This is a genomic window from Streptomyces sp. NPDC048001, from assembly GCF_043203115.1.
Taxonomy (GTDB): Bacteria; Actinomycetota; Actinomycetes; order Streptomycetales; family Streptomycetaceae; genus Streptomyces; species Streptomyces sanyensis.
The window spans coordinates 200030-224735 of sequence record NZ_JBIDBN010000011.1 but is presented as its reverse complement, the minus strand read 5'-3'; the positions used below and the strand labels follow the sequence as shown (position 1 = coordinate 224735).

Here is a 24706-nt window from a genome sequence, read left to right as displayed (position 1 = left end):
CGTCCAGGGTAGCGAGGCCCCCTCCGTGCGAACCGGCCGGGCCCGCCGGGCGGCGCCCGGCGCGGCGCGCCCGGTCAGCCGGCGGCGCGGGTGCCGGAGGGCGGCGGGGTGGGCTTGCGGCGCGGCGGGAAGACCTCGGAGGGCTTGGGAACCGGGGGCGTGGGGCGCTCTCCGGGGGTGGGGCGCTCCCCCGGGGTGGGGCGGGGCCGTGGAGCCTGCGGGGAGGGCTTGCGCGGCTCGTCGGCCGCGCGGCCCCCGGGGAGCGCCAGGAGCCGGCCCCGGCGGCGACCGGAGGGCTCGGGCGCGGCGGGCTCGGGGCCGGAGGCGCGCGGCGCGGGGCCGGAGACGGGTAGGGGCGCGGAGGCGGGTACGGGCGCGGGGCCCTGCGCCAGCCGGTCGCGCACGGCCTGCTCGGCGAGCGAGAGGCAGCGCCGGAGCACGGCCGCGGCCTCGGGGTCGCCGGAGAGGGGCCGCAGGGCCGCCAGGTCCTCGGCCGCCGGCTCGTACCCGGCCGCCAGGGCCTCCTGGAGCAGCTCCAGATAGGTGGAGGCCGCCCCGGGCAGGGCGCGGCGGTAGCGGGCGAGGTCGGCGGCCAGGAACGCCCGCTGCCGGGCTGACTCGCGCACCGCCTCGTCCACGGCGTCGGCCAGGCGCAGACAGGCGCGGGCGTCCTCGGCGGGGAGCGGGACGGGATGGAGGGCGGCGGCGAGGGCGCGGCGGAGCACTCGCAGCTCGTCCGCACCGAAGGCCATGCCGCCGTGGGGTCCGTGTGGCGTGGGCATGAGGCCGACCATACGAGCCGATCGGCCGTATTCCGCCTAATGGTACGAAAGGGGGCGTTGCGTGGGGGCTCTCCGGGCCCCCGGTGCCGCGGGGGAAGCGGCCCCGGCGGCCGTGTACGCCCCCGGGACCGCGCAGGCGCGCCGCGGGGCGCGCCCCCGTCACATCCGCGAGACGTTCCGCTCGTAGACCAGGCGCAGGCCGATCAGGGTGAGCCAGGGCTCGTGCTCGTCGATCACCGAGGACTCGCCCAGCACCATCGGGGCCAGGCCGCCGGTGGCGATGACCGTCACCTCGTCCGGGTCGTCCGCGAGCTCCCGCTTCATGCGCTGCACCACGCCGTCGACCTGGCCGGCGAAGCCGTAGACGATGCCGGCCTGCATGGCCTCCACCGTGTTCTTGCCGATCACGCTGCGCGGGCGGGCCAGCTCGATCTTGCGGAGCTGGGCGCCCCTGACCCCCAGGGCCTCGACGGAGATCTCGATGCCGGGCGCGATCACCCCGCCCGCGTACTCCCCGCGGGCGCTGACCGCGTCGAAGGTCGTCGCGGTGCCGAAGTCGACCACGATCGCCGGGCCGCCGTAGAGGTCGACGGCCGCGACCGCGTTGATGATGCGGTCGGCGCCCACCTCCTTGGGGTTGTCCATGAGGATCGGTACGCCGGTCTTGATTCCGGGCTCCACCAGCACCGCGGGCACGTCCCCGTAGTAGCGCCGGGTGACCTCGCGCAGCTCGTGCAGGACGGACGGCACGGTGGAGCAGATGGCGATGCCCTCGATGCCCTCGCCGAGTTCGTCGCCCAGCAGCGGGTGCATGCCCATCAGCCCCTGGAGCAGCACCGCGAGCTCGTCCGCGGTGCGGCGCGAGTCGGTGGAGATGCGCCAGTGCTCGACGATGTCCTCGCCGTCGAAGAGCCCCAGGACGGTGTGGGTGTTGCCGACGTCGATGGTGAGCAGCATCAGGACTCGACCTCGCGGAGGTCGAGGCCGATGTCCAGGATCGGCGAGGAGTGGGTGAGGGCGCCCACCGCGAGGAAGTCCACGCCCGTCTCGGCGTAGGCCCGGGCGTTGTCCAGGGTGAGGCGGCCGGAGGACTCCAGGACGGCGCGGCCCGCGGCCAGGGTGACGGCCTCCTCCGTCTCGGCCGGGGTGAAGTTGTCCAGCAGGATCAGGTCGGCACCCGCGTCCAGGACCTCGCGGACCTGGTGGAGGGTGTCCACCTCGACCTCGACCGGGACGTCCGGGAAGCGGTCGCGCACCGCCTTGAACGCCTCCGCCACCCCTCCGGCGGCCACCACGTGGTTGTCCTTCACCAGGGCCGCGTCGGAGAGCGACATCCGGTGGTTCGCCCCGCCCCCGCAGCGCACGGCGTACTTCTCCAGCGCACGCAGCCCGACCGTGGTCTTGCGGGTGTCGCGGACCTTCGCGCCCGTGCCCTCCAGGGCGTCGGCCCACGCCCGGGTGGCCGTGGCGATGCCGGAGAGCCGGCACAGCAGGTTGAGCGCGCTGCGCTCGCCGGTCAGCAGCTCCCGGGTGCCGGCGGTGACGGAGAGCAGCTTCTGGCCCGCCTCGACGCGGTCCCCGTCCTCGACATGGCGTTCCACCTCGAAGTCGGTGGTGCAGACGATGGACAGGATCGCCTCGGCGACCCGCAGGCCCGCCACCGTCCCGGCCTCGCGGGCCGTGAAGTCGCCGGTCGCCACCGCGTCCTCGGGGACCGTGGCCACGCTGGTGACGTCCACGCCTCCGTCGAGGTCCTCCTCGACGGCCAGGTGGGCGATGTCCTCGATCTGCACCGGGTCGAGGCCGGAGGCGGCGAGGAGCTCGGCGAGCGCGGGGTCCAGGCCGCTCTCGGGGACCTCGTCGGCACAGCCGCAGCCGTCGCCGCAGCCCGTGCCGGCGGCGGTGCCGCCGATCTGGATCAGCGGGACGTCCACGGGCTCGGGACGTTCTTCGGGCGTGGTCACGGTTGCGTCTCCCTGGGGGTGGAGGTCGGGGCCGGGGGCGCGGAGGAGCCTCCCGGCGGTACGGGCAGGACGGGCGGGAACGCCTCGGAGCCGGTGCGGGCGGCGACCGGGCGGCGGTAGGACGGGAGGCGCAGCACCAGATGGCGGCGCCAGGCGGAGTCGTCCCGGTCCGGGTGGTCCTCGCGCCAGTGGCAGCCGCGCGTCTCGGCGCGCTCGCGGGCGGCGGCCACCAGGACGCGGGAGACCATCAGCAGGTTCGTCGCCTCCCAGGACTCGACACCCGGTTCGGCGGACTTGCCGGTGGAGCCGGCTTCCTCGGCGGCCTGCCGGGAGAGCGACTCCAGCCCGGCGGCCGCCTCGTCGAGGCTGGCGGCCGTCCGGATGACGCCCGCGCCCCGGGTCATGACCCGCTGGATCTCCCGCCGGGCCTCCGGGGCGAGCAGCGGCACCCGCTCGCCGCCCGCCACCGGCGGCCCGACCGGGCCCGGGGCGACGGCGGCGGCGATCCGCTCGGCGAAGACGAGGCCCTCCAGCAGGGAGTTGGAGGCCAGGCGGTTGGCGCCGTGGACCCCCGTGCAGGCGACCTCGCCGCAGGCGTAGAGGCCGGGGACCGTCGTCCGGCCGTCGAGGTCGGTGCGCACGCCGCCGGAGGCGTAGTGGGCCGCGGGCGAGACGGGGACGGGCTCGGTGACGGGGTCGATGCCGTGCGCGCGGCAGGCCGCGAGGATCGTCGGGAAGCGCTGCTCCCACATGGCGGCGCCGAAGTGCGTCGCGTCCAGGAACATGTGCTCGGCGCCCTGCTCGTGCATCCGGCGCATGATGCCCTTGGCGACCACGTCGCGCGGGGCCAGCTCCGCGAGCTCGTGCCGGCCGAGCATGAACCGGACGCCGTCGGCGTCGACCAGGTGGGCGCCCTCGCCGCGCACGGCCTCCGAGACCAGCGGCTGCTGGCCCTCGCTGCCGGGGCCGAGGAAGAGCACGGTCGGGTGGAACTGCACGAACTCCAGGTCGGAGACCTCGGCCCCGGCCCGCAGGGCCAGTGCCACCCCGTCGCCTGTGGAGACGGCCGGGTTGGTGGTGGCGGAGAAGACCTGGCCCATGCCGCCGGTGGCGAGCACCACCACGGGGGCGTGCACGGCCCCGACGCCGTCGTGCTGCCCCTCGCCCATGACGTGGAGCGTGACACCGGCGGTGCGGCCCTCGGCGTCGGTGAGCAGGTCGAGCACGAGGGCGTTCTCGATGGTGCGCAGGCCCTGCTCGCGCACCGCGTCGACCAGGGCGCGGGAGATCTCCGCGCCGGTGGCGTCGCCGCCCGCGTGCGCGATGCGGCGGCGGTGGTGGCCGCCCTCGCGGGTGAGTTCGATCGCGCCGGAGGAGGGGTCCGTGTCGAAGCGGGCGCCGGTGCCTATCAGCCGGCGCACGGCTCCGGGTCCCTCGGTGACCAGGACGCGCACCGCCTCCTCGTCGCACAGGCCGGCGCCGGCCACGAGGGTGTCCTGCAGGTGCTGCTCGGGGCTGTCGCCCTCGCCGAGGGCGGCGGCGATGCCGCCCTGGGCCCAGCGGGTGGACCCGTCGTCCAGGCGGGCCTTGGTGACCACGACGGTGCTCAGTCCGCGGGCGGCGCAGCGCAGCGCGACGGTCAGCCCCGCCACCCCGGAGCCCACGACGACGACGTCGGCCTCGATGGCCCACCCGGGGGCGGGGGCGGCCAGCCGTATTCCGGTCACTGGGGGGCTCCGAAGGTCAGGGGGATGTTGTCGATCAGGCGGGTGCCGCCCACCTTCGCGGCCACGGCGAGGACGGCCTCGCCCGCGTGGTCGTCGGGGACCTCGGTGAAGGTGCCGGGGTCGACCAGCGCCAGGTAGTCCAGGACCAGGGGCGGCCGGGCGCCCGCCGCCTCGTCGAGCACCGCCCGGGCGGCGGCCCGCACGGCGTCCGCTCCGCCCGCGGGGGCGGCCCGCGCCACGGCGTGGGCGTCGGCCGCGGCCCGGGCCTCGCCCATCGCCGACAGGGCGGCGGCCCGCGCGGCCGCGCCGGGCACCGCCTCGGCCCGGGCGTGCAGGGCGTGCTGGGCCGCGAGGCGGTCGCGGGCGGCGAACAGGGCCCGGGACAGCGCCAGGGCGGTGGTGCGCTCGGCGGGCGAGAGGTAGGCGTTGCGGCTGGAGCGGGCCAGCCCGCCCTCCTCCCGGACGGTGGGGACCCCGACGACCTCCACGGGGAAGTTCAGGTCGCGGACCATCCGGCGGATCAGCGCCAGCTGCTGGGCGTCCTTCTGCCCGAAGAAGGCCGCGTCGGGGCCGGTGAGGTGGAGCAGCTTGGCCACCACGGTGAGCATGCCGTCGAAGTGCCCGGGGCGTGTCCGGCCCTCCAGCACCTCCCCCATCGGGCCCGCGGCGATGCGCACCTGCGGCTCGCCCCCGGGGTACACCTCGTCGACGGACGGGGCGAAGACCGCGTCCGCCCCGGCGGCGGCGGCCGTCCTGAGGTCGGCGTCGAGCGTGCGCGGGTAGCGGTCGAGGTCCTCGCCCGCGCCGAACTGGAGGGGGTTGACGAAGACGGTGACGAGGACGAAGCCCTCCTCGCCGACGTGCGCGCGGGCGGCCCGGACCAGTTCGGCGTGGCCCTCGTGGAGGGCGCCCATGGTCATGACCACGGCGGTGGTTCCGGCGGCGCGTCCCCGGAGGGTGCGGTGGAGCCCGGCGCGGGTGGGCAGCAGGTCCACGGTCCGGGCGGCGGCACGGTTCATCGCAGGTCCCCCTCCGCGAGGACGCCCAGCAGGTCTTCGGCGAGCTCCGGCTTGAGCATGCCGTGGGCGAGGGCGCGGTCCGCGGTGGTGCGGGCCATGGCCAGGTAGCCCGCCACGGCGCCCGGGGCGTGGCGGCGCAGCTCCTCGACGTGGGCGGCGACGGTGCCCGCGTCGCCCCGGGCGACCGGGCCCGTCAGGGCGGCGTCACCGGAGCGCAGGGCGTTGTCGAGGGCGGCGCCCAGCAGCGGGCCCAGCATCCGGTCCGGGGCGGAGACGCCCGCGGTGCGCAGCAGTTCCATGGACTGGGCGACGAGCGTGACGAGGTGGTTGGCCCCGAGGGCGAGGGCCGCGTGGTACAGCGGGCGGGCCTCCTCCCGGACCCACTCGGGCTCGCCGCCCATCTCGATGACCAGGGCCTCGGCGGCGAGCCGCAGCTCCTCGGGGGCGGTGACCCCGAAGGAGCAGCCCGCCAGCCGCTGGACGTCCACGGCCGTGCCGGTGAAGGTCATCGCCGGGTGGAGGGCGAGCGGGAGGGCGCCCGCGCGGGTCGCCGGGTCGAGCACCCGGGCGCCGAAGCGGCCGGAGGTGTGCACCAGGAGCTGCCCGGCACGCACCGCCCCGGTCTCCACCAGCCCCTCGACGAGCCCGGGCAGCGCGTCGTCGGGCACGGTGAGGAGCACCAGCTCGGCGCGTTCGAGGACCTCGGCGGGGGTGAGCAGCGGGACGTCGGGCAGCAGGGCGGCGGCCCTGCGGCGGGAGGCGTCCGACACCCCGGAGACGGCCACGGGCCGGTGGCCGGCGAGCGCGAGGGAGGCCGCGAGCGCCGGGCCGACGCGCCCGGCGCCGACCACCCCCACGGCCAGCCGGGCGGGGCGGTCCCGCGGATCGAGCGGTTCCTGTGCTGGTGTGGCGTTCACGCGGGGGCCTTCCGTTCCAGTCCGCGAGGGGTACCGGACGATTTCTCGTCACGATGCTACGCCAGCGCCCGCCGCGCTCTCCCCCGTTGTCCACAGGCTGTGGGCGATGATCGCACCGTGAGCGAGAGAAGTGAGCACGGCGAGCCCCGCACCCAGCAGGAGTCCCGGCAGGCCCGGACTCCCCTTCCCGGCACCCGGGGCGGTCCGCCGCCCGGCGGACCCGGCGCGCCGCGCGCGGGGGCGTCCCGCCCGGGGCCGGGCGGCGCGGTCCCCTCGCGCGGCGCTGCGGCCCCCGGGGCGCGCTCCGCGGCGGGCGGCGGCGGGGGCGGCGGCGGGGGCGGGGAGCCGGAAGGGGTCCGGCGCGCCGACCCGGCCGCCGGGGACGGCCCGGCGGGCGGCGGCGGAGCCGCGGAGGACGGCCCCCGGGACGGGCGCGCCCCCGCGGCGGACGGCCCGGCGGACGCGGACGGCCCCCGGGACGCGGACGACAGGGCACGCCATGTCGCCGCCTGGCGCGCCTCCACGCGCGTCCTGTGGCGCAGCTCCGCGGAGCGCACCGTGCGCGAGGGCCTGACCGCCCTGGCCGCCGGGGCCGCGGAGGTCTACGCCATGGACTCCCCGGTGGACCTCTACGGCGACGGCCCGGTCGCCGAACTGGAGCGGCGGACCGCGGCCCTGCTCGGGTTCCCCGCCGCCGTCCACTTCCCCACCGGCACGATGGCGCAGCAGGTGGCGCTGCGCTGCTGGGCGGGGCGCACCGGCAACCGGACGGTGGCGCTGCACCCGCTGTCCCATCCGGAGGTGCACGAGCGCTCGGCCCTGTCGGTCGTCGGCGGTCTGCGCACCGTCCACCCCACGCACGAGCCCCGCCTCCCCTCGGCGGAGGAGGTGCAGGAGCTGGAGGAGCCCTTCGGCACGCTGATGCTGGAGCTCCCGCTGCGGGACGCCGGGTTCGTGCTGCCGGAGTGGGACGACCTCGTGGCCACCGTCGGCGCCGCCCGGGAGCGGGACGCGGTGGTGCATGTGGACGGAGCCCGGCTGTGGGAGTGCGGCACGCACTTCGGGCGCCCGCTGGACGAGATCGCCGGCCTCGCGGACAGCGTCTACGTGTCCTTCTACAAGTCGCTGGGCGGACTGTCCGGGGCGGTGCTCGCGGGCCCGCACTCCCTCGTGGAGGAGGCCCGGGCCTGGCGCCACCGCTACGGCGGGCAGGTGTTCCAGCAGTACCCGGCCGCGCTGTCCGGGCTGGTCGGTCTGGAGCGGGAGCTGCCCCGCCTGCCGTCCTACGTGGCCCACGCCAGGACGGTGGCGGCCGCGCTGGGCGAGGGGCTGGCCGCCGCGGGCGTCCCCTGGCACCGCGTCAACCCGCCCGTGCCGCAGACCCACCAGTTCCAGGTGTGGCTGCCCGTCGAGGCGGACGCCGCGAACGCGGCCGCGCTGGCGCAGTCGGAGGAGACCGGGGTGACCCTCTTCCGGCGCTGGTTCCCGGACGGGCCGCCGGGGATGTGCCGCACCGAGGTGACGGTGTCCGCCGAGGGGCTGCGGTGGTCGGCCGGGGACGTCGGCGAGGCCGCGGCGGACTTCGCCCGCCGGCTGCCCTGAGCCCGGCCCGCCGCGCGCCGCCCGGGCGCGCCGCCGGCACGGCGGCGGACGGCCCCGTCAGCCTCCGTCCGCGCCGCCGTCCGCCGCCCGGTACCGCGCGCGGCGGGCCGCGCGGCGGGAGTCGAGCCAGGCGAGGAGCCGGCGCCCCTCCACCTCGCCGGGCCGCGGGGGCGCGGCCCCGCCCTCCAGGGCCGTCCGGCGGAGGTCGATCATGTGCTGGTGCATCGCGTTCACGGTGCCCACGCTGGCGCGGCGGGGCCGCCCGCGTCGCGCCGATTGACGCCCCCCGTCAAACGATGCGGCCGAAACGCCCTCGACGGCGCACGATGGGTGCCGTGAGCGTGACCATCGAGATCGCGGGCCTGGCGCCCGAGCGGATCGTCTTCGACATCTCCCCCCTGGCCGAGCTGGGCGTGGCGCTGCACGCGCTGACCGAGCCCGGCCACCACCCGGGGCTGCACGGCTGGGCCACCGCCACCTCCGCGGGGCTCAAGCCGGACCTCGCCGACCGGCTGTGCGAGGCCGACTTCCTGTGGCGGACGATCTTCTCCGATGTGTTCATGCCCTTCGCGGGGCTCACGGCGGCCGAGGGCGGGGGCCGTCCCGGGACGACGCTGGCGGAGGACCTCGACCTGCTCGACCGGCTGGACGACGAGCGCTTCGTGGCCGCCGCCCTGGAGTTCACCTGCGCCAGCCACTACTCGGCGGGCGGCTACTCCGCCCTGAGCGACGAGCGGCGGCGCAAGCAGGCACTCGACCTCGCGGCCACCCGCGGGCCCCGGCAACTGGACTTCACCCGGCGGCTGCTGGCAGACCCCGCCGCGGTGCGCTCCTGGGTCAGGCGGCTGTTCGAGGACTGCGACGAGGCCTTCTTCGCCGACACCTGGAGCCGCACCGCCGGGCGGCTTGCCGCGGACGCCCGCCGCAAGACGGACCTGCTGCGGCGCAAGGGCCTCGCCGAGACGCTGCACGCCGCCTCCCCGGCACTCGCCGTGGACGAGGACCGGGGCAGGATCACGGCCGACAAGCTCGCCCAGGGGCGCACCACGGCGGTGGACCCGGCCGTGGGGGCCGGGCTCACCCTGGTCCCCACCAGTTTCGGCTGGCCGCATCTGCTGGTGCTGCACGCCCCCGGCTGGCGGCCCGTGATCCACTACCCGGTCTCCGCGCCCGAGCTCACCGGCCCGGGCACGGTGCAGCTGCTGGAGCGGCGGATGGAGGCGCTGGCCCATCCGCTGCGGATGCGCCTGTGCCGCCATCTGGCCCGTGCCGCGCACACCACCGGCGAACTGGCCGAGACCTGCGGCATCACGGCCCCCGAGGTCTCCCGGCACCTGGCCGTGCTGAAGAAGGCGCAGCTGGTGACGACCCGCCGCCGCGGGCGCTATGTCCTGCACCAGCTGGACGTCGCCGCGGTGGCCCGGATCGGCAGCGACTTCCTGGAGACCGTGCTGCGCTGAGGGCGCCCGGCGACCGCCTGCGGCCGACGGGCCCTCCGGACAGCCGGGTCAGCCGGCGCCGCCGCCCGCGCGGACGAGCCCGGTCTCGTAGGCGAGCACCACGACCTGCACCCGGTCGCGCAGCGCGAGCTTGGTCAGGATCCGGCCCACATGGGTCTTCACCGTGGCCTCGGACAGGACCAGCCGGGCCGCGATCTCGCCGTTGGACAGCCCCTGCGCGACCAGCAGCATCACCTCCCGCTCCCGTTCGGTGAGCCGCTCCAGCTCCTTGTGCTCCGGCTCCCTGCCGGAACTCGGCAGCAGCGGGGAGAACCGGTCCAGCAGCCGCCGGGTGGTGGACGGGGCCACCACCGCGTCCCCGCTGTGGACGGACCGGATGGCGCCCAGCAGTTCGGCGGGCGGGACGTCCTTGAGCATGAACCCGCTGGCGCCCGCCTTCAGACCGGAGAAGGCGTACTCGTCGAGGTCGAAGGTGGTCAGGATGAGGACCTTGGGCGCGTCCGGCCCGGTGCAGATGCGGCGGGTCGCCTCCACCCCGTCGAGCCGGGGCATGCGCACGTCCATCAGCACCACGTCCACCGCCGTGGAGCGCAGGATGCCGATCGCCTCGGCCCCGTCGCCCGCCTCGGCCACGACCTCCATGTCCGGCTGGGCGGCGAGCACCATGCGGAAGCCGGTGCGCAGCAGCACCTGGTCGTCCACGAGCATCACTCGGATGGGCGTCACGGTCGGTCCTCGTTCTCTCGGCTCGGAAAGGGCAGGGCCCCGGAGCGGGGCCGGTACGGCTACGGGGCGGGCTTGAGCGGGAGCAGGGCGCTGATCCGGAAACCGCCGCCCGGCCGGGGCCCCGCGTCCAGGGTGCCGCCGACCATGCCGACCCGCTCGCGCATGCCGATCAGCCCGTGGCCCCTGCCGTCGGCGCCGCCGTCCTCGTACAGCTCGTGCGAGGCCCCCCGGCCGTCGTCCTCCACGAGCAGCCCGAGGCCGTCGTCGAAGTAGACCAGCCGGACGCTCGCCCCGGCCTCCGGGCCGCCGTGCTTGCGGGTGTTGGTCAGCGCCTCCTGCACGATGCGGTAGGCGGTGAGCTCCACCCCGCTCGGCAGCGGCCTCGGGGTGCCCTCGACGCGGAAGTCGACGGTCAGGCCGGCGCCGCGCACCTGCTCGACCAGGTCCTCGATCTGGCCGACGTCCGGCTGCGGCACGTACTCCCCGCTCTCCGGGGCGTCCCCCGTGCGCAGCACGCCCAGCAGCCTGCGCATCTCCGCGAGCGCCTGCCGCCCGGTGCCGGAGATGGTCTCCAGCGCCTGCTTCGCCTGGTCGGGGGCCGAGTCCAGGACGTAGGCGGCACCGTCCGCCTGGACGACCATCACCGACACGTTGTGCGCGACCACGTCGTGCAGCTCCCGGGCGATCCGGGCGCGCTCCGCCGCCACGGCGACCTTCGCCTGCGCCTCGCGCTCCTTCTCCAGCCGGGTGGCGCGCTCCTCCAGCTGGGCGAAGTAGGCGCGCCGGGTGCGGATCGAGTCGCCCAGCACCCAGGCGAGGACGAAGGGCAGCGCCATGACCACGGTGAAGAACACCCGCCCGCCGGGCCCGGCGTCCTCCAGCGGCCAGCGGATCTGGGCGAGCGGCGCGGCGAGGATCCCGCCGAGCAGCGCCAGCCGGGACGCCCATCGGGGGCCCCCGTGCGCCGCGACCGTGTAGATGATCACCAGCATGGCGAAGTCGGCCGGGTAGACCGTCACATCGGCCGCCAGCTGGGCCACGCCCAGCGCCGCGGCCAGCAGCAGCATCCGCTCCGGCATCCGCCGGCGCAGCGCGACGACCACGCCGTACAGCACCGCGATCCCGACGGCGGTCCAGAAATGGGCCGGTCCCTCGGTGACCCCGGCCGCGGACAGCAGCGTGAGCCCGACGAGCCCGAGGGCCCAGAGCGAGTCGACGCCCGTGGGGTGTCTGCGGATGAAGTCGTAGAGGCGCTGCACGCGACCAAGCGTAAGGAAGCGGGATAGGTGCCGGAGTCAACCGGAGGGGCGATCCGCCCGGCCGGGCCGTACTCCCCAAGGTGGAGACTGTGCACATGAGGTCCGATGCCGGTGAGCAGGTCGGTTGGCGCCGTGCGGCGGAGGTGGCGCTGTACGGGCCCGAGGGCTTCTACCGCAGGCCCGAGGGTCCCGCGGGGCACTTCCGCACCTCGGTGCACGCCTCCGCGCTGTTCGCCTCGGCCGTGGCCCGGCTGCTGGTCGGCACGGCGGACCGGTTCGGGCTGCGCGAACCCGCGCTGATCGACGTGGGGGCGGGCCGCGGGGAGCTGCTGAGCGGTGTGCTGGCCGCGCTGCCGCCGGACTTCCCGGTGCGCGCCCACGCCGTGGAGCGCGCCGGGCGCCCGGAGGGGCTGGACCCGCGCATCCGCTGGCACCGGGAGGTCCCGCGCGGCGAGAGCGGGCTGCTCTTCGCCAACGAGTGGCTGGACAACGTCCCCGTGGACGTGGCCGAGGTGGACGCACGGGGGCGGCGCCGGCGGGTGCTGGTCGACCGGGAGGGCACCGAGCGCCTGGGCGGGGAGGTCACCGGGGCGGACGCGCGCTGGCTGGAGCGCTGGTGGCCCCCGGCCGGGCCGGGGTCGCGGGCTGAGATCGGCCGTCCGCGCGACGAGGCGTGGGCGCGGGCCGCGGGGTGTCTGGAGGCCGGCCTCGCGGTCGCCGTCGACTACGCCCACACCGCGGACGAACGCCCCGTCCTCGGCACCCTGACCGGATTCCGGGACGGCCGCCAGGTGCGCCCGGTGCCCGACGGCAGCTGCGACATCACCGCCCATGTGGCACTGGACGCCTGCGCCGCGGGGGCCCCCGGGGCGCGGCTGCGCCCGCAGCACGAGGTGCTCCGGGAGCTCGGCGTCTCCGGCCGCAGGCCGCCGCTGTCCCTGGCGTCGTCGGATCCGGCGGGGTACGTCCGCGCGCTGGCGCGGGCGGGCGAGGCGGCCGAGCTGACCGCGCGCGGCGGGCTCGGGGACTTCACCTGGCTGGTCCAGCCCGTCCCCGAGGGGGCTCCGGAGGCCGGTGAGGAACCCGGCCCACGGCCCGGCCGGGGCGCCCCGGCCGGGCCGTGGGCGGCGGGTCCGCTCTGAGAGACTGGGCACATGACGGAGACCACGGTCGGCATCGGCGGTGCGGCGGAGAGCACCGACATGGTGCTCAACATCGGCCCCCAGCACCCCTCCACGCACGGCGTGCTGCGGCTGCGCCTGGTCCTCGACGGCGAGCGCATCCGCGAGGCGGAGCCGGTGATCGGGTACATGCACCGGGGGGCCGAGAAGCTGTTCGAGGCCCGTGACTACCGCCAGATCGTGATGCTGGCCAACCGCCACGACTGGCTGTCGGCGTTCTCCAACGAGCTGGGCGTGGTCATGGCCGTCGAGCGGATGCTCGGCATGGAGGTCCCCGAGCGGGCGGTGTGGACGCGCACCCTGCTCGCCGAGCTGAACCGGGTCCTCAACCACCTGATGTTCCTCGGCTCCTACCCCCTCGAACTCGGCGGCATCACCCCGGTGTTCCACGCCTTCCGGGAGCGCGAGGAGCTCCAGCACGTCATGGAGGAGGTCTCCGGCGGCCGGATGCACTACATGTTCAACCGGGTCGGAGGACTGAAGGAGGACCTGCCGGCCGGATGGCTCGACCGCGCCCGGGGCGCGGTCGCCTCCGTCCGCTCCCGGATGGACGTCTACGACCGCCTGGTGCTCGGCAACGAGATCTTCCGCGGCCGCACCCGGGGAGTGGGGGTGCTCTCCGCCGAGGCGGTGCACGCCTACGGGGTCAGCGGACCCATCGCCCGGGCCTCCGGGGTGGACGTGGACCTGCGCCGGGACGAGCCGTACCTGGCGTACGGGGAACTGGGGGACGCCCTGGAGGTGGTCACCCGCCCCGAGGGCGACTGCCTGGCCCGTTTCGAGGTGCTGCTGGGCCAGACCCACAACGCCCTCGACCTGGCGGACGCCTGCCTGGACCGGATCGCGGAGCTGCCGCCCGGGCCGGTCAACCAGCGTCTGCCGAAGGTGCTCAAGGCCCCCGAGGGCCACACCTACGCCTGGACGGAGAACCCGCTCGGCATCAACGGCTACTACCTGGTCTCCAAGGGAGAGAAGACCCCCTACCGTCTCAAGCTGCGCTCGGCGTCCTTCAACAACATCCAGGCGCTCGGCGTGCTGCTGCCGGGGACCCTGGTGGCCGACATGGTGGCCATTCTGGGGTCGCTGTTCTTCGTCGTCGGCGACATCGACAAGTAGGGCCGGGGACGGCGCCCGCCGCGGTCGCGCGGCAGGCGCCGGGACGGTTCAGGAGACGGCGCCGCGCAGCCGTGCCACGTCCAGCTGCTCCGTCTCGTCGTGCGCGGTGAGGTCGATGACCTTGCCGATGGCACGGGTGTCCTTGGCGCGTTCCGCCGCCAGTGCCTCCGGGCCGACCACGTCGGCCAGGTCCTCGTCCTGCACCGCCTCGATCTGCTCCCGCGCGGCCGGGGCCGCGGGGGCGGCCTCCTCCGCAGCCCGCTCCCCGGCAGGCCCCGCCGGGGTACCGGCCGCCGGCTCCGCACCGGTCCGGGGCGCGGGGCCGCCCTGGGCGGAACCCTCCGCACCGGCCTGTGTGCCGAAGAAGTCGAAGCCGCCCTCCGGGCGCCGGGCCCGCAGGCCCTGGGCACCGTGGGGGAGGACGGCGGAGGCCGCCGGGACGGCCTTCCGGGCGGGCAGCGCGGGAACGGTGCGGGTCCGGGGGGCGGCGGAGCGGGCCGCGTGCCGGCCGGTGGCGTCCTCCGTCTCGCGGGAGCGGTCGGCGAGGTCCCGGGCACGGGCCTCCTCGACGGTGCGCCGTGCCTCCTGCGCGGCGGCGTTGCGGGACAGCTCCGTCAGGGCGCGGGCCGCGCGGGCGAAGACCGCCGGGGTCGGCGTGGAGCCGGCCGGCGGGAGCGCCCTGGCCGGGGACGCGGAGTCGACGGCGAGCTGCCGCCGGCCCTCCAGGGCGCTGGCGCGCTCGGTCTCGGCGGTGGCGTAGCGGCGCAACAGGGCCGCGTGCTCCCCGCGCAGCCCGGCGAGCTCCACCCGCTTGGCCCGGAGCTTGGCGTCGAGCTTGGCGCGCAGCTCGCGCGACTCCTCGACGTCCGCCTCCAGTTCGGCGATGCGCTCCTCGGCCTTCCACTGGTCGCTGGCGCGTGCACGGGTCAGCTCGGCGACCCGGCGGCCCGCGCCGTGGTCCCAGCTGCGCATGATCACGGCGCCGGTGACGGCCGCCGCCGCGGCGGCGACCACCAGCAGACGCAGCACGAGGGTCTCACCGGTGAACCACGCTCCGAGGGCGAACAGGGCCGAGGCTCCGGCCACGACCGAGGGCGGCAGCTGCTTGTGCAGGGGCGGTGAATGGCGGTGGCGTCCACGTGGCATGGCCCGAAATTTACCGTGCGTAGAGGCCGAATGGGGTGTCGGCCCGGCAAATCTCTGGAACGCGATGCCGGGCCGGCACGCCGCCTGCGGAACGGCCCTACTTCTCGATCAGTCCCTTCTCCACCAGGTAGTCCCGCGCCGCGTCCTCCGGCTTCGCCCGCTCCGCGTCCACGGCGCGGTTGAGCCGCGCCAGGTCCTCCGTGGTGAGCGCCGCGGTCAGGCGGCCGAGGACATCGGCGATCTCCTGGTCCCCGGCGTCCTTCGCGTTGACCACCGGCAGGACGTTGTCGGCGTTCTGGAGCGCCTTGTCGTCCTCCAGCAGGACCAGCCCGAAGGACTCCAGGGTGGCGTCGGTGGTGGTGGTCAGGACGAGCTGGTCCTCACCGTCCTTGACGGCCTGCTTCGCCTGGGGCGTACCGACTCCCTTGGGGTCGATGCCCGCGACCTCGATGCCGTAGACGGACGTGAGGCCGGGAGCGCAGAAGGGCCGCACCTCGCACTCGTCACCGGCGGCGATCTTCACCGGGATCTTCGCCCGGCCGAGGTCGGAAAGGGACGCGAGGTCGTTCTTCTCGGCGAACTCCCGGGTGACGGCGAAGGCGTTCTGGTCGACGGCCCCTCCCGCGTCGAGGACCTTCAGCCCGAGCGGCTCCGCGAGAGCGGTCAGCGCCGCGACGGTGGACTCCACATCGCTGGAGGCCACCGGCTTCTCCTCGGGCGCCTCCGGGCCGTTGACCTTGGCGTTCAGAAACTCCGCAAGGGTCGCCGCGTATTCCGGCACGATGTCGATCTCGCCCTTCTCCAGGGCGGGTTCGTACAGCTCCCGGTTCTTCACCGTGGTGATCGAGACGGTGTAGCCCGCCTCGTCGAGGACTCCGCGGTAGAGCTCGGCGAGCACCTTGGACTCGGTGAAGGCGGCGGCCCCCACGACCAGGCTCCCCCGGTCCCCCGGGGAGCCGCCCGACCGCTGTTCCAGGCTGTCGCCGCCGCAGGCGGTGAGTCCCCCCACCAGCGCCGCCGCGCCGAGTACCGCACCCGTCACGCGCAAAGTCTTTCCCATCAGGCTCTCCGTTCTGGACACTTCGGACCCTTCCGTCGTCGGCAACCGATCGAGCGAACACAGCAAACACAGCGAACAGGGCGAACAGGGCGGGCCGGGGCACCGGGGGCGCCTCACCGCCCGGCGGCGGTCGCCGGCCTGCGCAGCGGGCTCAGCAGCCGGTCCGCGGCGACGAGCACGCCCTCCACCAGCAGGGCGAGCAGGGCCGCCAGCAGCGCCCCGGCGACCACCTGGGGGGTGTCGTACGTGGCGAACCCGGCCGTGATGATCCGCCCCAGGCCCCCCTGGCCCACCATGGAGGCGATCGTCGCGGTGGCCACCACCTGCACGGCCGCCGAGCGGACGCCCGTCATCAGCAGCGGGTAGGCCAGCGGCAGCTCCACCCGCAGGAAGAGCTGGCCCCCGGACATCCCCATGCCCCGCGCCGCCTCCACCACCGACCGGTCCACCTCGCGCATGCCCGTGTAGGCATTGGTCAGCAGCGGCGGCACCGCGAAGAGCACCAGGGCGAGGACGGTCGGCCAGTAGCCCGCACTCCGCAGCGGGGTGAGCATGAACAGGGCCAGCACGGCGAAGACCGGGATCGCGCGCCCGGCGTTCGCGAGGGTGACCGCCAGGGCCCCTCCCCGGCCGATGTGGCCCAGCCACAGCGCGAGCGGCAGCGCCAGCGCGCAGGCCAGGAGCAGGGACGCCCCGCTGACGTACAGGTGCTCCACCAGGCGCTGCCAGGCCCCGCCCTCCCCGCTCCAGTGGGAGGCGGTGGTGAGCCAGGTCCAGACGTCGGCCGGGAATCCCATCAGAGCGCCGCCCTTCCGGCCCGGTCGGACCGGGTCCTGGTCCAGGGGGTGAGCAGCCGCTGGAGTCCGAGCAGCAGCACGTCGGCGACGGCCGCCAGCAGCACGCACAGCAGGGAGGCGGTCAGCACCTGGGCCTTGAAGGTGGTCTGCAGGCCCTCGTCGATCAGGTTGCCCAGGCCGCCCTTGCCGACCAGCGCCCCGACCGTGGTCAGCGCGACCGTCGACACCGTCGCGATGCGCACCCCGGCCATCAGCGCGGGCAGCGCGAGCGGCAGTTCGACCTCCCACAGCAGGCGCAGCGGCCCGTAGCCCATGCCCCGGGCGGCCTCCCGCGCCTCCTCCGGCACGGCCTGGAGGCCCGCGAGGGTGTTGCGCACCAGGATGGTCAGCGAGTAGAGCACGAGCCCGGTGACCACCAAGGCGGCCGAGAGCCCGAAGAGCGGCAGCAGCAGCGAGAACATCGCCAGCGAGGGGATCGTGTAGAGGAGCGTCGTCAGGCCGAGCACCGGCGCGGCGAACCGGGGCCGCGCCCGCACCAGCAGGGCGAGCGGCAGGGCGACGGCCACACCGATCGCCACGGACAGGACCGTGATCCAGACGTGCTGGAGGGTGGCGTCGGTCAGCTCCGGGCCGCGGCTGCGCAGATACGCGCCGCAGATCCAGTCGTTCGCCACCAGGCAGTCGCCCGCGGCCAGCTCGGATGTCACCCTTCCCACCTCCCCCGAAAAGCCGCACGCATGTCGACGGCACGTACGGTGCACACCGGGGACGACCCTAACCCCGGCCACCGACAGGCGCGGTGCCCACCGCCCCCACCTCGCCGGGGCGCTGTCCGCGGCAGGGGGGAGAATCGGGAGCCATGATCCGTTTCGAGCACGTCAGCAAGCGGTACGCGGACGGCACCAGCGCCGTCGACGACCTCTCCTTCGAGGTCGCCGAGGGCGAACTGGTCACCCTGGTCGGCCCCTCGGGCTGCGGGAAGACGACCACCATGAAGATGGTCAACCGCCTCGTGGAGCCGACCTCCGGGCGGGTCCTGGTGGAGGGCCGGGACGTGGCCGGGGTCGACCCGGTGCAGCTGCGCCGCCGCATCGGCTACGTCATCCAGCAGGTCGGCCTCTTCCCCCACCGCACGGTGCTCGACAACACCGCCACCGTCCCCCAGCTGCTCGGCACGGGCCGGGCCCGGGCGCGGGCCCGGGCCGCCGAACTCCTCGAACTCGTGGGGCTGGACCCGTCCGTCCACGGCCCGCGCTACCCCGAGCAGCTCTCCGGCGGGCAGCGCCAGCGGGTGGGCGTGGCCCGCGCGCTGGCGGCGGACCCGCCGGTGCTGCTGATGGACGAGCCCTTCGGCGCCGTCGACCCGGTGGTGCGCGAGCGCCTCCAGAACGAGTTCCTCGCCCTGCAGTCGCGGGTGCGCAAGACGGTCCTGTTCGTCACCCACGACATCGAGGAGGCGGTGCGCCTCGGCGACCGCATCGCCGTCTACGGGCAGGGCAGGATCGAGCAGTTCGACGCCCCGGCCACCGTCCTCGGCGCCCCCGCGACGGAGTACGTGGCCGGGTTCGTGGGCGCCGACCGGGGGCTGAAGCGGCTCGCGGTCACCCCGCTCGCGCGAGTCGACCTGGAGCACCCGGCGGTGTTCCAGGTCGGTGACCGGCTGCCGGGCGGCGCCGAGGGCCCCGCGGTGGTGCTCGACGGCGCCGGGCAGCCCTACGGCTGGATCCCGGCCGAGGAGGTGCGGCTCGGCGGGGAGGTGCGCGACCGGGTCCGCCGGATGGACGCCAGCGTTCCGCTCGGTTCCCCGCTCAAGCAGGCGCTGTCCCTGATGCTCCGGCACGACGCCGGGTGGATCGCGGTGGTCGACCCCGAGGACGGCGACCGCTTCGCCGGGGTGCTGACGCCCGCGCGTCTGCACCGGGCGCTCCGGCGCTCGGTCGGCGCCCAGGAGCCGACCGCCGGAGCCGGCTCCGCGAGGCCCGGGTCCGCTCCCGGAGCGGCCGGCGCGGAGGGTCCGGGCCGGGGCTGAGACCCGCCGTCCGCCGGGATTTTGCCGCGGGCGGATGAACCCTGCCGGGGCGGGTGCCGTCATAGAAGGCGCCATCGCCCGGACCGCACCCCCCGAGGTCCGGGCGCACGACCTCATCGGAGTCACGCGAGCGATGTCCGCAACGGTAGACAGGGACGCCCCACGGCCGGATCCGGGACCGCCGAAGGGCGGCCGACGGCGGCTGCGCGGCCCCCGCCCCGAGGCGGCGCCCGCGATCGTCGGCGCCGCCTGCACCTTCGTGGGCCTGGTCGACATCGCCGCCGGGGTGTTCCCCCGGTTCCGGCACAGCCGGGTGCACACGGTCGCCGAGGTGCTGCCCGGGGCGCTCGGCCCGTTCGCCGCGGCGCTCTCGCTCAGCGCGGGCATCCTGCTGCTCCTGCTCGCGCACGGCCTCCGGCGCCGCAAGCACCGGGCGTGGCGGGCCGCGGTGGTCCTGCTGCCGCTGGGCGCCGCCGCCCAGTTCGCCTACCGGCACTCCCCCGTCGGCGTGCTGCTGTCGCTGGCCCTGCTGTGGCTGCTGGTGCGCCACCGCGGGCAGTTCGCGGCTCTGCCCGACCCCCGCAGCCGGTGGCGGGCGCCGGTCAACTTCGTCTCCATGGGCGCGGGCTCGATCCTCCTCGGCCTGGTGATCGTGAGCGCCCACCCGGGCGCGACCCGGGGCAGCCCCGGCCTCGCCGACCGCCTGGAGCACGTCATGTACGGGCTGGTCGGCATCGAGGGCCCCCTCGCCTACACCGGAGGCGCCTCCGGCACCGTCGCGTACTCGCTCGGCGCCCTGGGGCTGCTGACGGCCGTCACCACGGTGTACCTGGCGCTGCGGCCCGAGCACCCCGCGGCCCGGCTCACCCCGGAGGACGAGGAGCGCCTGCGCGCCCTGCTCGCCGAGCACGGCGGTCGCGACTCCCTCGGCCACTTCGCGCTCCGCCGCGACAAGGCCGTCGTCTTCTCCCCGAGCGGCAAGGCCGCCGTCTGCTACCGGGTGGTGTCGGGGGTGATGCTGGCCGGGGGCGACCCCGTCGGGGACGTGGAGGCGTGGCCCGGCGCCATCGAGCGCTTCATGGACGAGGCCACGGCGCACTCCTGGACTCCGGCGGTCATGGGCTGCTCCGAGACCGGTGCACGGGTCTGGACGCGCGAGACGGGCCTGGACGCGCTGGAGCTGGGCGACGAGGCGGTGGTGGACGTCGCGGATTTCTCCCTGGCGGGGCGCGCCATGCGCAACGTGCGCCAGATGGTGGGGCGGATCGAGCGCGCCGGCTACCGCACCCGCGTACGACGCGTCCGTGACGTCCCGGCCGAGGAGCTGGAGCGGATCCGCCGCGCCGCCGCCGACTGGCGCGGAACCGACACCGAGCGCGGGTTCTCCATGGCGCTCGGCCGCATCGGCGACCCGGCGGACGGCGACGCGGTCCTGGCGACCGCGCACCAGCCGGGCGGCGACGGCCCCCACGGCGATCTGAAGGCCGTGATCCACTTCGTCCCCTGGGGTGCCGACGGGATGTCGCTGGAGCTGATGCGCCGCGACCGCGCCGCGGACCCGGGGATGAACGAGCTGCTCATCGTCGCCGCGCTGCGCGGCGCACCCGCGCTCGGCGTGGTGCGGGTCTCGCTCAACTTCGCGATGTTCCGCGCCGCGCTCGCCCGCGGGGAGCGCATCGGCGCGGGACCGGTGCTGCGGACCTGGCGCGCGCTGCTGGTGTTCCTGTCGCGCTGGTTCCAGATCGAGTCGCTGTACCGCTTCAACGCGAAGTTCCGGCCCCGGTGGGAGCCCCGCTTCGTGGTCTTCCGGGGCTCCCGCGACCTGCCCCGGATCGGCCTGGCGGCGCTGCGCGCCGAGGGTTTCGTCGACCTCTCCCTCCCGCGGCCCCTCGCCGGGCGCCGCCCCGCCCGGGAGCCTGCCCCCTGCGCGCACCTCCCCGCCCTGGCCAGGTCCGCGAGGGACCCCGCCGGACCCCCGCAGGACGGGTCCTCCCGGACCAGGGCGGCGTGACGGGGGCCGCCCCCGAGGGCGGCCGGCGCCCCCGCCGGGACCGGCCTCCCGGCCGTCCGACCGGCTCGGCCCCGTCCGAACGGAAGACCTAGGCTGGGAGCATGAAGAGCTCAAGCGGACGGGGTACGGCCGACGGCCTGCCGGAGTGGGACCGCTGCGCGGTCATGGGAGTCGTCAACGTGACACCCGACTCCTTCTCCGACGGAGGCCGCTGGTTCGACACCACGGCCGCGGTCAAGCGCGGCCTGGACCTCGTCGCCCAGGGCGCCGACCTGGTCGACGTCGGCGGCGAGTCCACCCGGCCGGGCGCCACCCGGGTCGACGAGGAGGAGGAGCTCCGCCGGGTCGTCCCGGTGGTACGGGGGCTGGCGTCCGAGGGCGTCGCCGTCTCGGTGGACACCATGCGCGCCTCGGTGGCCGAGCAGGCGGTGGCCGCCGGGGCCCGGCTGGTCAACGACGTCAGCGGCGGTCTCGCCGACCCCCGGATGGTGCCCGTGGTCGCCGCGGCCGGGGCGCCCTTCGTGGTGATGCACTGGCGCGGCTTCAGCGCCGACATGAACAGCCGCGCCGTCTACCGCGACGTGGTCGCCGAGGTGACGGCCGAGCTGGCCGAGCGGCTGGACGCGGTGGTCTCGGGCGGCATCGCCTTCGAGCGGCTGGTCGTCGACCCCGGTCTCGGCTTCGCCAAGAACGCCGAGCACGACCTCGCGCTTCTCGCCGGTCTCGACGCGCTGCGCGCCCTGGGGCGCCCGGTGCTGGTCGCCGCCTCCCGCAAGCGGTTCCTCGGGCATGTGCTGGCCAAGGAGGGCACCGCCCCGCCCGCCCGGGAGCGGGACGCCGCCACCGCCGCGGTCTCCGCGATCGCCGCGCACCGGGGCGCCTGGGCGGTCCGGGTCCACGAGGTGCGGGCCACCGCGGACGCCGTCCGCGTCGCCCGGGCCGTCGAGGGCGCCGCCCGGTGAGCCGTAGCGACGCGGAGCGGGTCGAGTCGGCCAACACCGCCTTCTACGAGGCGATGGAGCGGGGGGACTTCGAGGGGCTGTCGGCCCTGTGGATGGACGACGGCGTCTTCTGCGTCCACCCCGGCTGGCCGGTGCTCTCCGGGCGCGGCGAGGTACTGCGCTCCTACGCCCTGATCATGGCGAACACGGAGTACATCCAGTTCTTCCTGACCGATGTCACGGTCGACGTGGCCGGCGACACCGCCCTGGTGACCTGTACGGAGAACATCCTCAGCGGGGGGCCGGCGGAGGAGGCGGGCGAGCTCGGGCCGCTGCTGGGGCAGCTCGTCGTCGCCACCAACGTCTTCCGCCGCACGCCGGACGGCTGGAAGCTCTGGTCCCACCACGGCTCCCCCGTGCTGGCGGACTCCGACGGCGAGGAGGAGGACGGCGCCTCCTGACGCCCCGGGGGAGGTTCGTCCCCCGCCTCGGCGGGTAGGCGCCGCTCACCCGTCTCCGCACAACCGGCCCGGCGGGACCCCGTGGGCGCGGGCCGTCGGTGCCCGGCGGTAGATTCGACGTCGGGTACCGCGCCACCCGCACGTGGCGGGCGACCCGTCCGCCAGCAGAGAAAGCAGGAGTGATTCGCGTGGATCGTGTCGCGCTGCGCGGCCTCAAGGCCCGCGGGCACCATGGCGTCTTCCCCCGTGAACGGGAGGAGGGCCAGACCTTCATCGTGGACCTGGTGCTCGGCCTGGACACCCGCCCGGCGGCGGCCGACGACGACCTGGCGAAGACCGTGCACTACGGCGTGGTGGCGGAGGAGGTCGTCGCGGTCGTCGAGGGCGATCCGGTCGACCTGATCGAGACGCTGGCGGAGCGTATCGCCCGCCAGTGCCTGAAACACGACGGTGTCGAGGAGGTCGAGGTCGTGGTCCACAAACCGGACGCACCGATCACGGTCCCCTTCGACGACGTGACCATCACGATCACCCGGAGCCGAGTATGAACCAGGCAGCGAGCGACCCGACCGTGCAGCCGGTGCCCGCATCCGTGGTCGAGCAGGTGGACGCCGCGGACGTGACCCTGTCCAACCCGAAGCAGGCCGTGATCTCCCTCGGGTCCAACCTCGGCAACCGGCTGGAGACCCTCCAGGGCGCCGTGGACCTGCTGGAGGACACGCCGGGGCTGCGCGTCAAGGCGGTCTCCCCGGTCTACGAGACCGAGCCCTGGGGCGTGGAGCCCGGCAGCCAGCCCTCCTACTTCAACGCCGTCGTGGTGGTGCGCACCACGCTGCCGCCGTCCTCGCTGCTGGAGCGGGGCCAGGCGATCGAGGAGGCCTTCCACCGCGTCCGCGAGGAGCGCTGGGGCCCCCGCACGATCGACGTGGACATCGTGTCCTACGCGGACGTGGTCTCCGACGACCCGGCCCTCACCCTGCCGCACCCCAGGGCCCATGAGCGGGCCTTCGTGCTGGCCCCCTGGCACGACGTACAGCCGGAGGCGCAGCTTCCGGGCCGCGGTGCGGTGGCCGAGCTGCTCGCCGGGGTCGGCGACGGCACGGTCCACGCCCGCGCCGACCTGGAACTGCGGCTGCCCGAGTAGTCGTTAGGCTCGTACGGGGCGATCACCGTCCCGTACGGGCGCGGCCCCGTACGGGCGCGGCGGACGAGGCCCCGTACGGACGAGGTGGACACGGTGAAGGGCGGCTCGCAGCGGTGAGGCAACTACGGCTCGGAGTGCTGGCCGGGATCTTCGTCGCGGCCGGCGTCCTCTCCTGGGGCGGCGCCCGCCTGTGGGACGCGCTCGGCACGCTGCCGAGCGTCCCGCTGGCCGCGCCGATCGTGCTCGCGGTGATCGCGACCGTGCTGGCGGCGACGGCCCTCTCGCTGCGCAACCGGCTGAAGGCGCAGCGCGAACGGCGTCCCGGCGCCGAGGGCGTGGAGCCGCTGATGGCCGCGCGGGCCGTGGTGTTCGCGCAGGCCAGCGCCCTGGTCGCGGCGCTGGTGAGCGGGATGTACGGCGGCGCCGGGGTCTTTCTGCTGGGCTCCCTGGACGTTCCGGCCCGGCGCGACCAGGCGATCTACGCGGGCTTCGCGGTGGTGGCCGGGATCGCGGTCATCGCGACCGCCCTGTGGCTGGAGCGGGTCTGCAAGCTCCCGGAGGACGGCGACGACGACAACGACCCCAAGGCCAGCACGGCCTGATCCGCCCGGCCCGGACGCGGAAGGGGGCGGCGCCAGGGGCCCGGGAGTCCCGGCGCGGGAGCCGCCGGCCCGGCCGGCGTCCCGGAGCCGGAGCGAACGGCGCGCCCCGCAGGTCAGCACGGGTCAGCGCAGGTCAGCGCGCCATGATCAGGCTCATGGCCTCGTTGCGGGTGGCCACGTCGCGCAGCTGCCCGCGGACCGCCGAGGTGAGGGTCTTGGCGCCGGGCTTGCGGATGCCGCGCATCGACATGCACATGTGCTCGCACTCGACGACCACGATCACACCGCGGGGCTCCAGGATCTCCATCAGCGAGTCGGCGATCTGGGTGGTGAGCCGCTCCTGCACCTGCGGGCGCCGGGCGTAGACGTCCACCAGGCGGGCCAGCTTGGACAGGCCGGTGATCTTGCCGGTGGTGGAGGGGATGTAGCCGACGTGCGCCACGCCCCGGAAGGGGACCAGGTGGTGCTCGCAGGTCGAGTAGACCTCGATGTCCTTCACCAGCACCATCTCGTCGTGGCCCAGGTCGAAGGTGGTGGTGAGCACGTCCTCGGGCTGCTGCCGCAGGCCGGCGAAGATCTCCTTGTAAGCCCGCGCCACGCGCGCCGGCGTCTCGCGCAGGCCCTCGCGGTCCGGGTCCTCCCCGACGGCGAGGAGCAGTTCCCGTACCGCGTTCTCCGCCCGCTTCTCGTCGAACTCGGCGATCGAACGCTCGCCGTCCAGCGTCACCGGGTCGGTCATCTGTGCCTCGTTCCTGTCTGCTC

25 protein-coding genes are annotated in these 24706 nt (G+C 75.6%); 11 read left to right on the top strand and 14 right to left on the bottom strand.

The features are described from left to right. Nucleotides 1–74 precede the first annotated feature (74 nt). The 6 genes from ACGF15_RS21790 to ACGF15_RS21765 all read right to left on the bottom strand — a co-directional run bounded on the left by ACGF15_RS21790 (nucleotide 75) and on the right by ACGF15_RS21765 (nucleotide 6409). The gene (locus tag ACGF15_RS21790; protein WP_392801251.1) at nucleotides 75–752 is read right to left on the bottom strand and encodes a hypothetical protein; all 678 of its coding nucleotides are present in this window, start codon (nucleotides 750–752) and stop codon (nucleotides 75–77) included. A 189-nt stretch (nucleotides 753–941) separates the two neighbouring features. After that, nucleotides 942–1739: a type III pantothenate kinase gene (locus ACGF15_RS21785; protein WP_345614290.1), complete on the bottom strand. Its 798-nt coding sequence runs from the start codon at nucleotides 1737–1739 to the stop codon at nucleotides 942–944. Continuing rightward, nucleotides 1739–2746: a carboxylating nicotinate-nucleotide diphosphorylase gene (gene nadC, locus ACGF15_RS21780; protein WP_392801150.1), complete on the bottom strand. Its 1008-nt coding sequence runs from the start codon at nucleotides 2744–2746 to the stop codon at nucleotides 1739–1741. The genes ACGF15_RS21785 and nadC overlap by 1 nt, the downstream gene beginning before the upstream one ends. Then, nucleotides 2743–4473: an L-aspartate oxidase gene (locus ACGF15_RS21775; RefSeq protein ID WP_392801147.1), complete on the bottom strand. Its 1731-nt coding sequence runs from the start codon at nucleotides 4471–4473 to the stop codon at nucleotides 2743–2745. Before ACGF15_RS21775 ends, nadC begins: the two co-directional genes overlap by 4 nt. Further along, nucleotides 4470–5492, bottom strand: coding sequence for a pantoate--beta-alanine ligase (panC, locus tag ACGF15_RS21770; protein WP_362607856.1), 1023 nt, complete (start codon nucleotides 5490–5492; stop codon nucleotides 4470–4472). The genes ACGF15_RS21775 and panC overlap by 4 nt, the downstream gene beginning before the upstream one ends. Then, entirely contained in the window at nucleotides 5489–6409 is a 921-nt protein-coding gene (locus ACGF15_RS21765; protein ID WP_345614294.1) for a DUF2520 domain-containing protein, read from the bottom strand. The genes panC and ACGF15_RS21765 overlap by 4 nt, the downstream gene beginning before the upstream one ends. Nucleotides 6410–6526: 117 nt before the next feature. On the opposite strand from ACGF15_RS21765, the gene ACGF15_RS21760 reads away from it, so the two are divergent. Continuing rightward, entirely contained in the window at nucleotides 6527–8011 is a 1485-nt protein-coding gene (locus tag ACGF15_RS21760; RefSeq protein ID WP_392801142.1) for a threonine aldolase family protein, read from the top strand. Nucleotides 8012–8068: 57 nt separating this feature from the next. Here the strand turns inward: ACGF15_RS21760 and ACGF15_RS21755 are convergent, their stop codons facing one another. After that, nucleotides 8069–8245, bottom strand: coding sequence for a hypothetical protein (locus ACGF15_RS21755; protein ID WP_345614296.1), 177 nt, complete (start codon nucleotides 8243–8245; stop codon nucleotides 8069–8071). A 107-nt stretch (nucleotides 8246–8352) separates the two neighbouring features. Between ACGF15_RS21755 and ACGF15_RS21750 the strand changes: the two genes are divergently transcribed. Next, on the top strand, nucleotides 8353–9471 hold the full coding sequence (locus ACGF15_RS21750) for a DUF5937 family protein (protein WP_345614401.1): 1119 nt from the start codon (nucleotides 8353–8355) through the stop codon (nucleotides 9469–9471). A 48-nt stretch (nucleotides 9472–9519) separates the two neighbouring features. Here ACGF15_RS21750 and ACGF15_RS21745 read toward each other — a convergent pair whose 3' ends face one another. Both ACGF15_RS21745 and ACGF15_RS21740 read right to left on the bottom strand, forming a co-directional pair. Beyond that, a complete protein-coding gene (locus ACGF15_RS21745) occupies nucleotides 9520–10179 on the bottom strand; it encodes a response regulator transcription factor (protein WP_345614402.1) in 660 nt (219 codons plus the stop codon). Between the two features lie 77 nt (nucleotides 10180–10256). Continuing rightward, nucleotides 10257–11456 (bottom strand): sensor histidine kinase, encoded by a 1200-nt coding sequence (locus ACGF15_RS21740; protein ID WP_345614297.1) that lies wholly within the window; start codon nucleotides 11454–11456, stop codon nucleotides 10257–10259. A gap of 95 nt (nucleotides 11457–11551) precedes the next feature. Between ACGF15_RS21740 and ACGF15_RS21735 the strand changes: the two genes are divergently transcribed. Together ACGF15_RS21735 and ACGF15_RS21730 are read left to right on the top strand one after the other, a co-directional pair. Continuing rightward, a complete protein-coding gene (locus tag ACGF15_RS21735; RefSeq protein ID WP_392801137.1) occupies nucleotides 11552–12598 on the top strand; it encodes an SAM-dependent methyltransferase in 1047 nt (348 codons plus the stop codon). Nucleotides 12599–12610: 12 nt separating this feature from the next. Continuing rightward, the gene (locus tag ACGF15_RS21730; protein WP_392801134.1) at nucleotides 12611–13753 is read left to right on the top strand and encodes an NADH-quinone oxidoreductase subunit D; all 1143 of its coding nucleotides are present in this window, start codon (nucleotides 12611–12613) and stop codon (nucleotides 13751–13753) included. A gap of 48 nt (nucleotides 13754–13801) precedes the next feature. Here ACGF15_RS21730 and ACGF15_RS21725 read toward each other — a convergent pair whose 3' ends face one another. From ACGF15_RS21725 to ACGF15_RS21710, 4 genes are all read right to left on the bottom strand, one after another. Continuing rightward, nucleotides 13802–14899: a hypothetical protein gene (locus ACGF15_RS21725; RefSeq protein WP_392801131.1), complete on the bottom strand. Its 1098-nt coding sequence runs from the start codon at nucleotides 14897–14899 to the stop codon at nucleotides 13802–13804. Nucleotides 14900–14996: 97 nt separating this feature from the next. After that, nucleotides 14997–15959, bottom strand: a complete 963-nt coding sequence (locus tag ACGF15_RS21720; protein ID WP_392801128.1) for an ABC transporter substrate-binding protein — start codon at nucleotides 15957–15959, stop codon at nucleotides 14997–14999. A gap of 113 nt (nucleotides 15960–16072) precedes the next feature. Continuing rightward, complete coding sequence (locus ACGF15_RS21715) at nucleotides 16073–16756, bottom strand: ABC transporter permease (RefSeq protein ID WP_345614302.1); 684 nt, start codon at nucleotides 16754–16756, stop codon at nucleotides 16073–16075. Next, the gene (locus ACGF15_RS21710; protein WP_392801246.1) at nucleotides 16756–17451 is read right to left on the bottom strand and encodes an ABC transporter permease; all 696 of its coding nucleotides are present in this window, start codon (nucleotides 17449–17451) and stop codon (nucleotides 16756–16758) included. Before ACGF15_RS21710 ends, ACGF15_RS21715 begins: the two co-directional genes overlap by 1 nt. Nucleotides 17452–17615: 164 nt before the next feature. Between ACGF15_RS21710 and ACGF15_RS21705 the strand changes: the two genes are divergently transcribed. From ACGF15_RS21705 to ACGF15_RS21675, 7 genes are all read left to right on the top strand, one after another. Then, the gene (locus tag ACGF15_RS21705; protein WP_392801125.1) at nucleotides 17616–18785 is read left to right on the top strand and encodes an ABC transporter ATP-binding protein; all 1170 of its coding nucleotides are present in this window, start codon (nucleotides 17616–17618) and stop codon (nucleotides 18783–18785) included. Nucleotides 18786–18918: 133 nt separating this feature from the next. After that, entirely contained in the window at nucleotides 18919–20796 is a 1878-nt protein-coding gene (locus tag ACGF15_RS21700; RefSeq protein WP_392801122.1) for a phosphatidylglycerol lysyltransferase domain-containing protein, read from the top strand. 101 nt (nucleotides 20797–20897) lie between these two features. Beyond that, nucleotides 20898–21758 carry a dihydropteroate synthase gene (gene folP, locus ACGF15_RS21695; RefSeq protein WP_345614307.1) on the top strand — a complete coding sequence of 287 codons (861 nt, stop codon included), beginning with the start codon at nucleotides 20898–20900 and terminating at the stop codon, nucleotides 21756–21758. Further along, nucleotides 21755–22198: a nuclear transport factor 2 family protein gene (locus ACGF15_RS21690; protein ID WP_392801119.1), complete on the top strand. Its 444-nt coding sequence runs from the start codon at nucleotides 21755–21757 to the stop codon at nucleotides 22196–22198. The genes folP and ACGF15_RS21690 overlap by 4 nt, the downstream gene beginning before the upstream one ends. 188 nt (nucleotides 22199–22386) lie before the next feature. Continuing rightward, a complete protein-coding gene (gene folB / locus ACGF15_RS21685) occupies nucleotides 22387–22746 on the top strand; it encodes a dihydroneopterin aldolase (RefSeq protein ID WP_256526592.1) in 360 nt (119 codons plus the stop codon). Beyond that, nucleotides 22743–23342, top strand: coding sequence for a 2-amino-4-hydroxy-6-hydroxymethyldihydropteridine diphosphokinase (folK, locus tag ACGF15_RS21680; RefSeq protein ID WP_345614310.1), 600 nt, complete (start codon nucleotides 22743–22745; stop codon nucleotides 23340–23342). Before folB ends, folK begins: the two co-directional genes overlap by 4 nt. A 113-nt stretch (nucleotides 23343–23455) precedes the next feature. After that, the gene (locus tag ACGF15_RS21675) at nucleotides 23456–23944 is read left to right on the top strand and encodes a DUF3180 domain-containing protein (protein WP_345614311.1); all 489 of its coding nucleotides are present in this window, start codon (nucleotides 23456–23458) and stop codon (nucleotides 23942–23944) included. A 133-nt stretch (nucleotides 23945–24077) separates the two neighbouring features. On the opposite strand, the gene folE is transcribed toward ACGF15_RS21675, so the two are convergent. After that, on the bottom strand, nucleotides 24078–24683 hold the full coding sequence (gene folE / locus ACGF15_RS21670) for a GTP cyclohydrolase I FolE (protein ID WP_256526589.1): 606 nt from the start codon (nucleotides 24681–24683) through the stop codon (nucleotides 24078–24080). Between the last annotated feature and the right edge of the window lie 23 nt (nucleotides 24684–24706).

Excerpts from the sequence above, each read along its gene's own strand:
- ACGF15_RS21790 (WP_392801251.1), bottom strand. The coding sequence starts at position 752 with ATGGCCTTCGGTGCGGACGAGCTGCGAGTGCTCCGCCGCGCCCTCGCC.
- ACGF15_RS21785 (WP_345614290.1), bottom strand. The coding sequence starts at position 1,739 with ATGCTGCTCACCATCGACGTCGGCAACACCCACACCGTCCTGGGGCTC.
- panC (WP_362607856.1), bottom strand. The coding sequence starts at position 5,492 with ATGAACCGTGCCGCCGCCCGGACCGTGGACCTGCTGCCCACCCGCGCC.
- ACGF15_RS21745 (WP_345614402.1), bottom strand. The coding sequence starts at position 10,179 with ATGCTCGTGGACGACCAGGTGCTGCTGCGCACCGGCTTCCGCATGGTG.
- ACGF15_RS21735 (WP_392801137.1), top strand. The coding sequence starts at position 11,552 with ATGAGGTCCGATGCCGGTGAGCAGGTCGGTTGGCGCCGTGCGGCGGAG.
- ACGF15_RS21730 (WP_392801134.1), top strand. The coding sequence starts at position 12,611 with ATGACGGAGACCACGGTCGGCATCGGCGGTGCGGCGGAGAGCACCGAC.
- ACGF15_RS21725 (WP_392801131.1), bottom strand. The coding sequence starts at position 14,899 with ATGCCACGTGGACGCCACCGCCATTCACCGCCCCTGCACAAGCAGCTG.
- ACGF15_RS21720 (WP_392801128.1), bottom strand. The coding sequence starts at position 15,959 with ATGGGAAAGACTTTGCGCGTGACGGGTGCGGTACTCGGCGCGGCGGCG.
- ACGF15_RS21715 (WP_345614302.1), bottom strand. The coding sequence starts at position 16,756 with ATGGGATTCCCGGCCGACGTCTGGACCTGGCTCACCACCGCCTCCCAC.
- ACGF15_RS21705 (WP_392801125.1), top strand. The coding sequence starts at position 17,616 with ATGATCCGTTTCGAGCACGTCAGCAAGCGGTACGCGGACGGCACCAGC.
- ACGF15_RS21700 (WP_392801122.1), top strand. The coding sequence starts at position 18,919 with ATGTCCGCAACGGTAGACAGGGACGCCCCACGGCCGGATCCGGGACCG.
- folP (WP_345614307.1), top strand. The coding sequence starts at position 20,898 with ATGAAGAGCTCAAGCGGACGGGGTACGGCCGACGGCCTGCCGGAGTGG.
- folK (WP_345614310.1), top strand. The coding sequence starts at position 22,743 with ATGAACCAGGCAGCGAGCGACCCGACCGTGCAGCCGGTGCCCGCATCC.
- folE (WP_256526589.1), bottom strand. The coding sequence starts at position 24,683 with ATGACCGACCCGGTGACGCTGGACGGCGAGCGTTCGATCGCCGAGTTC.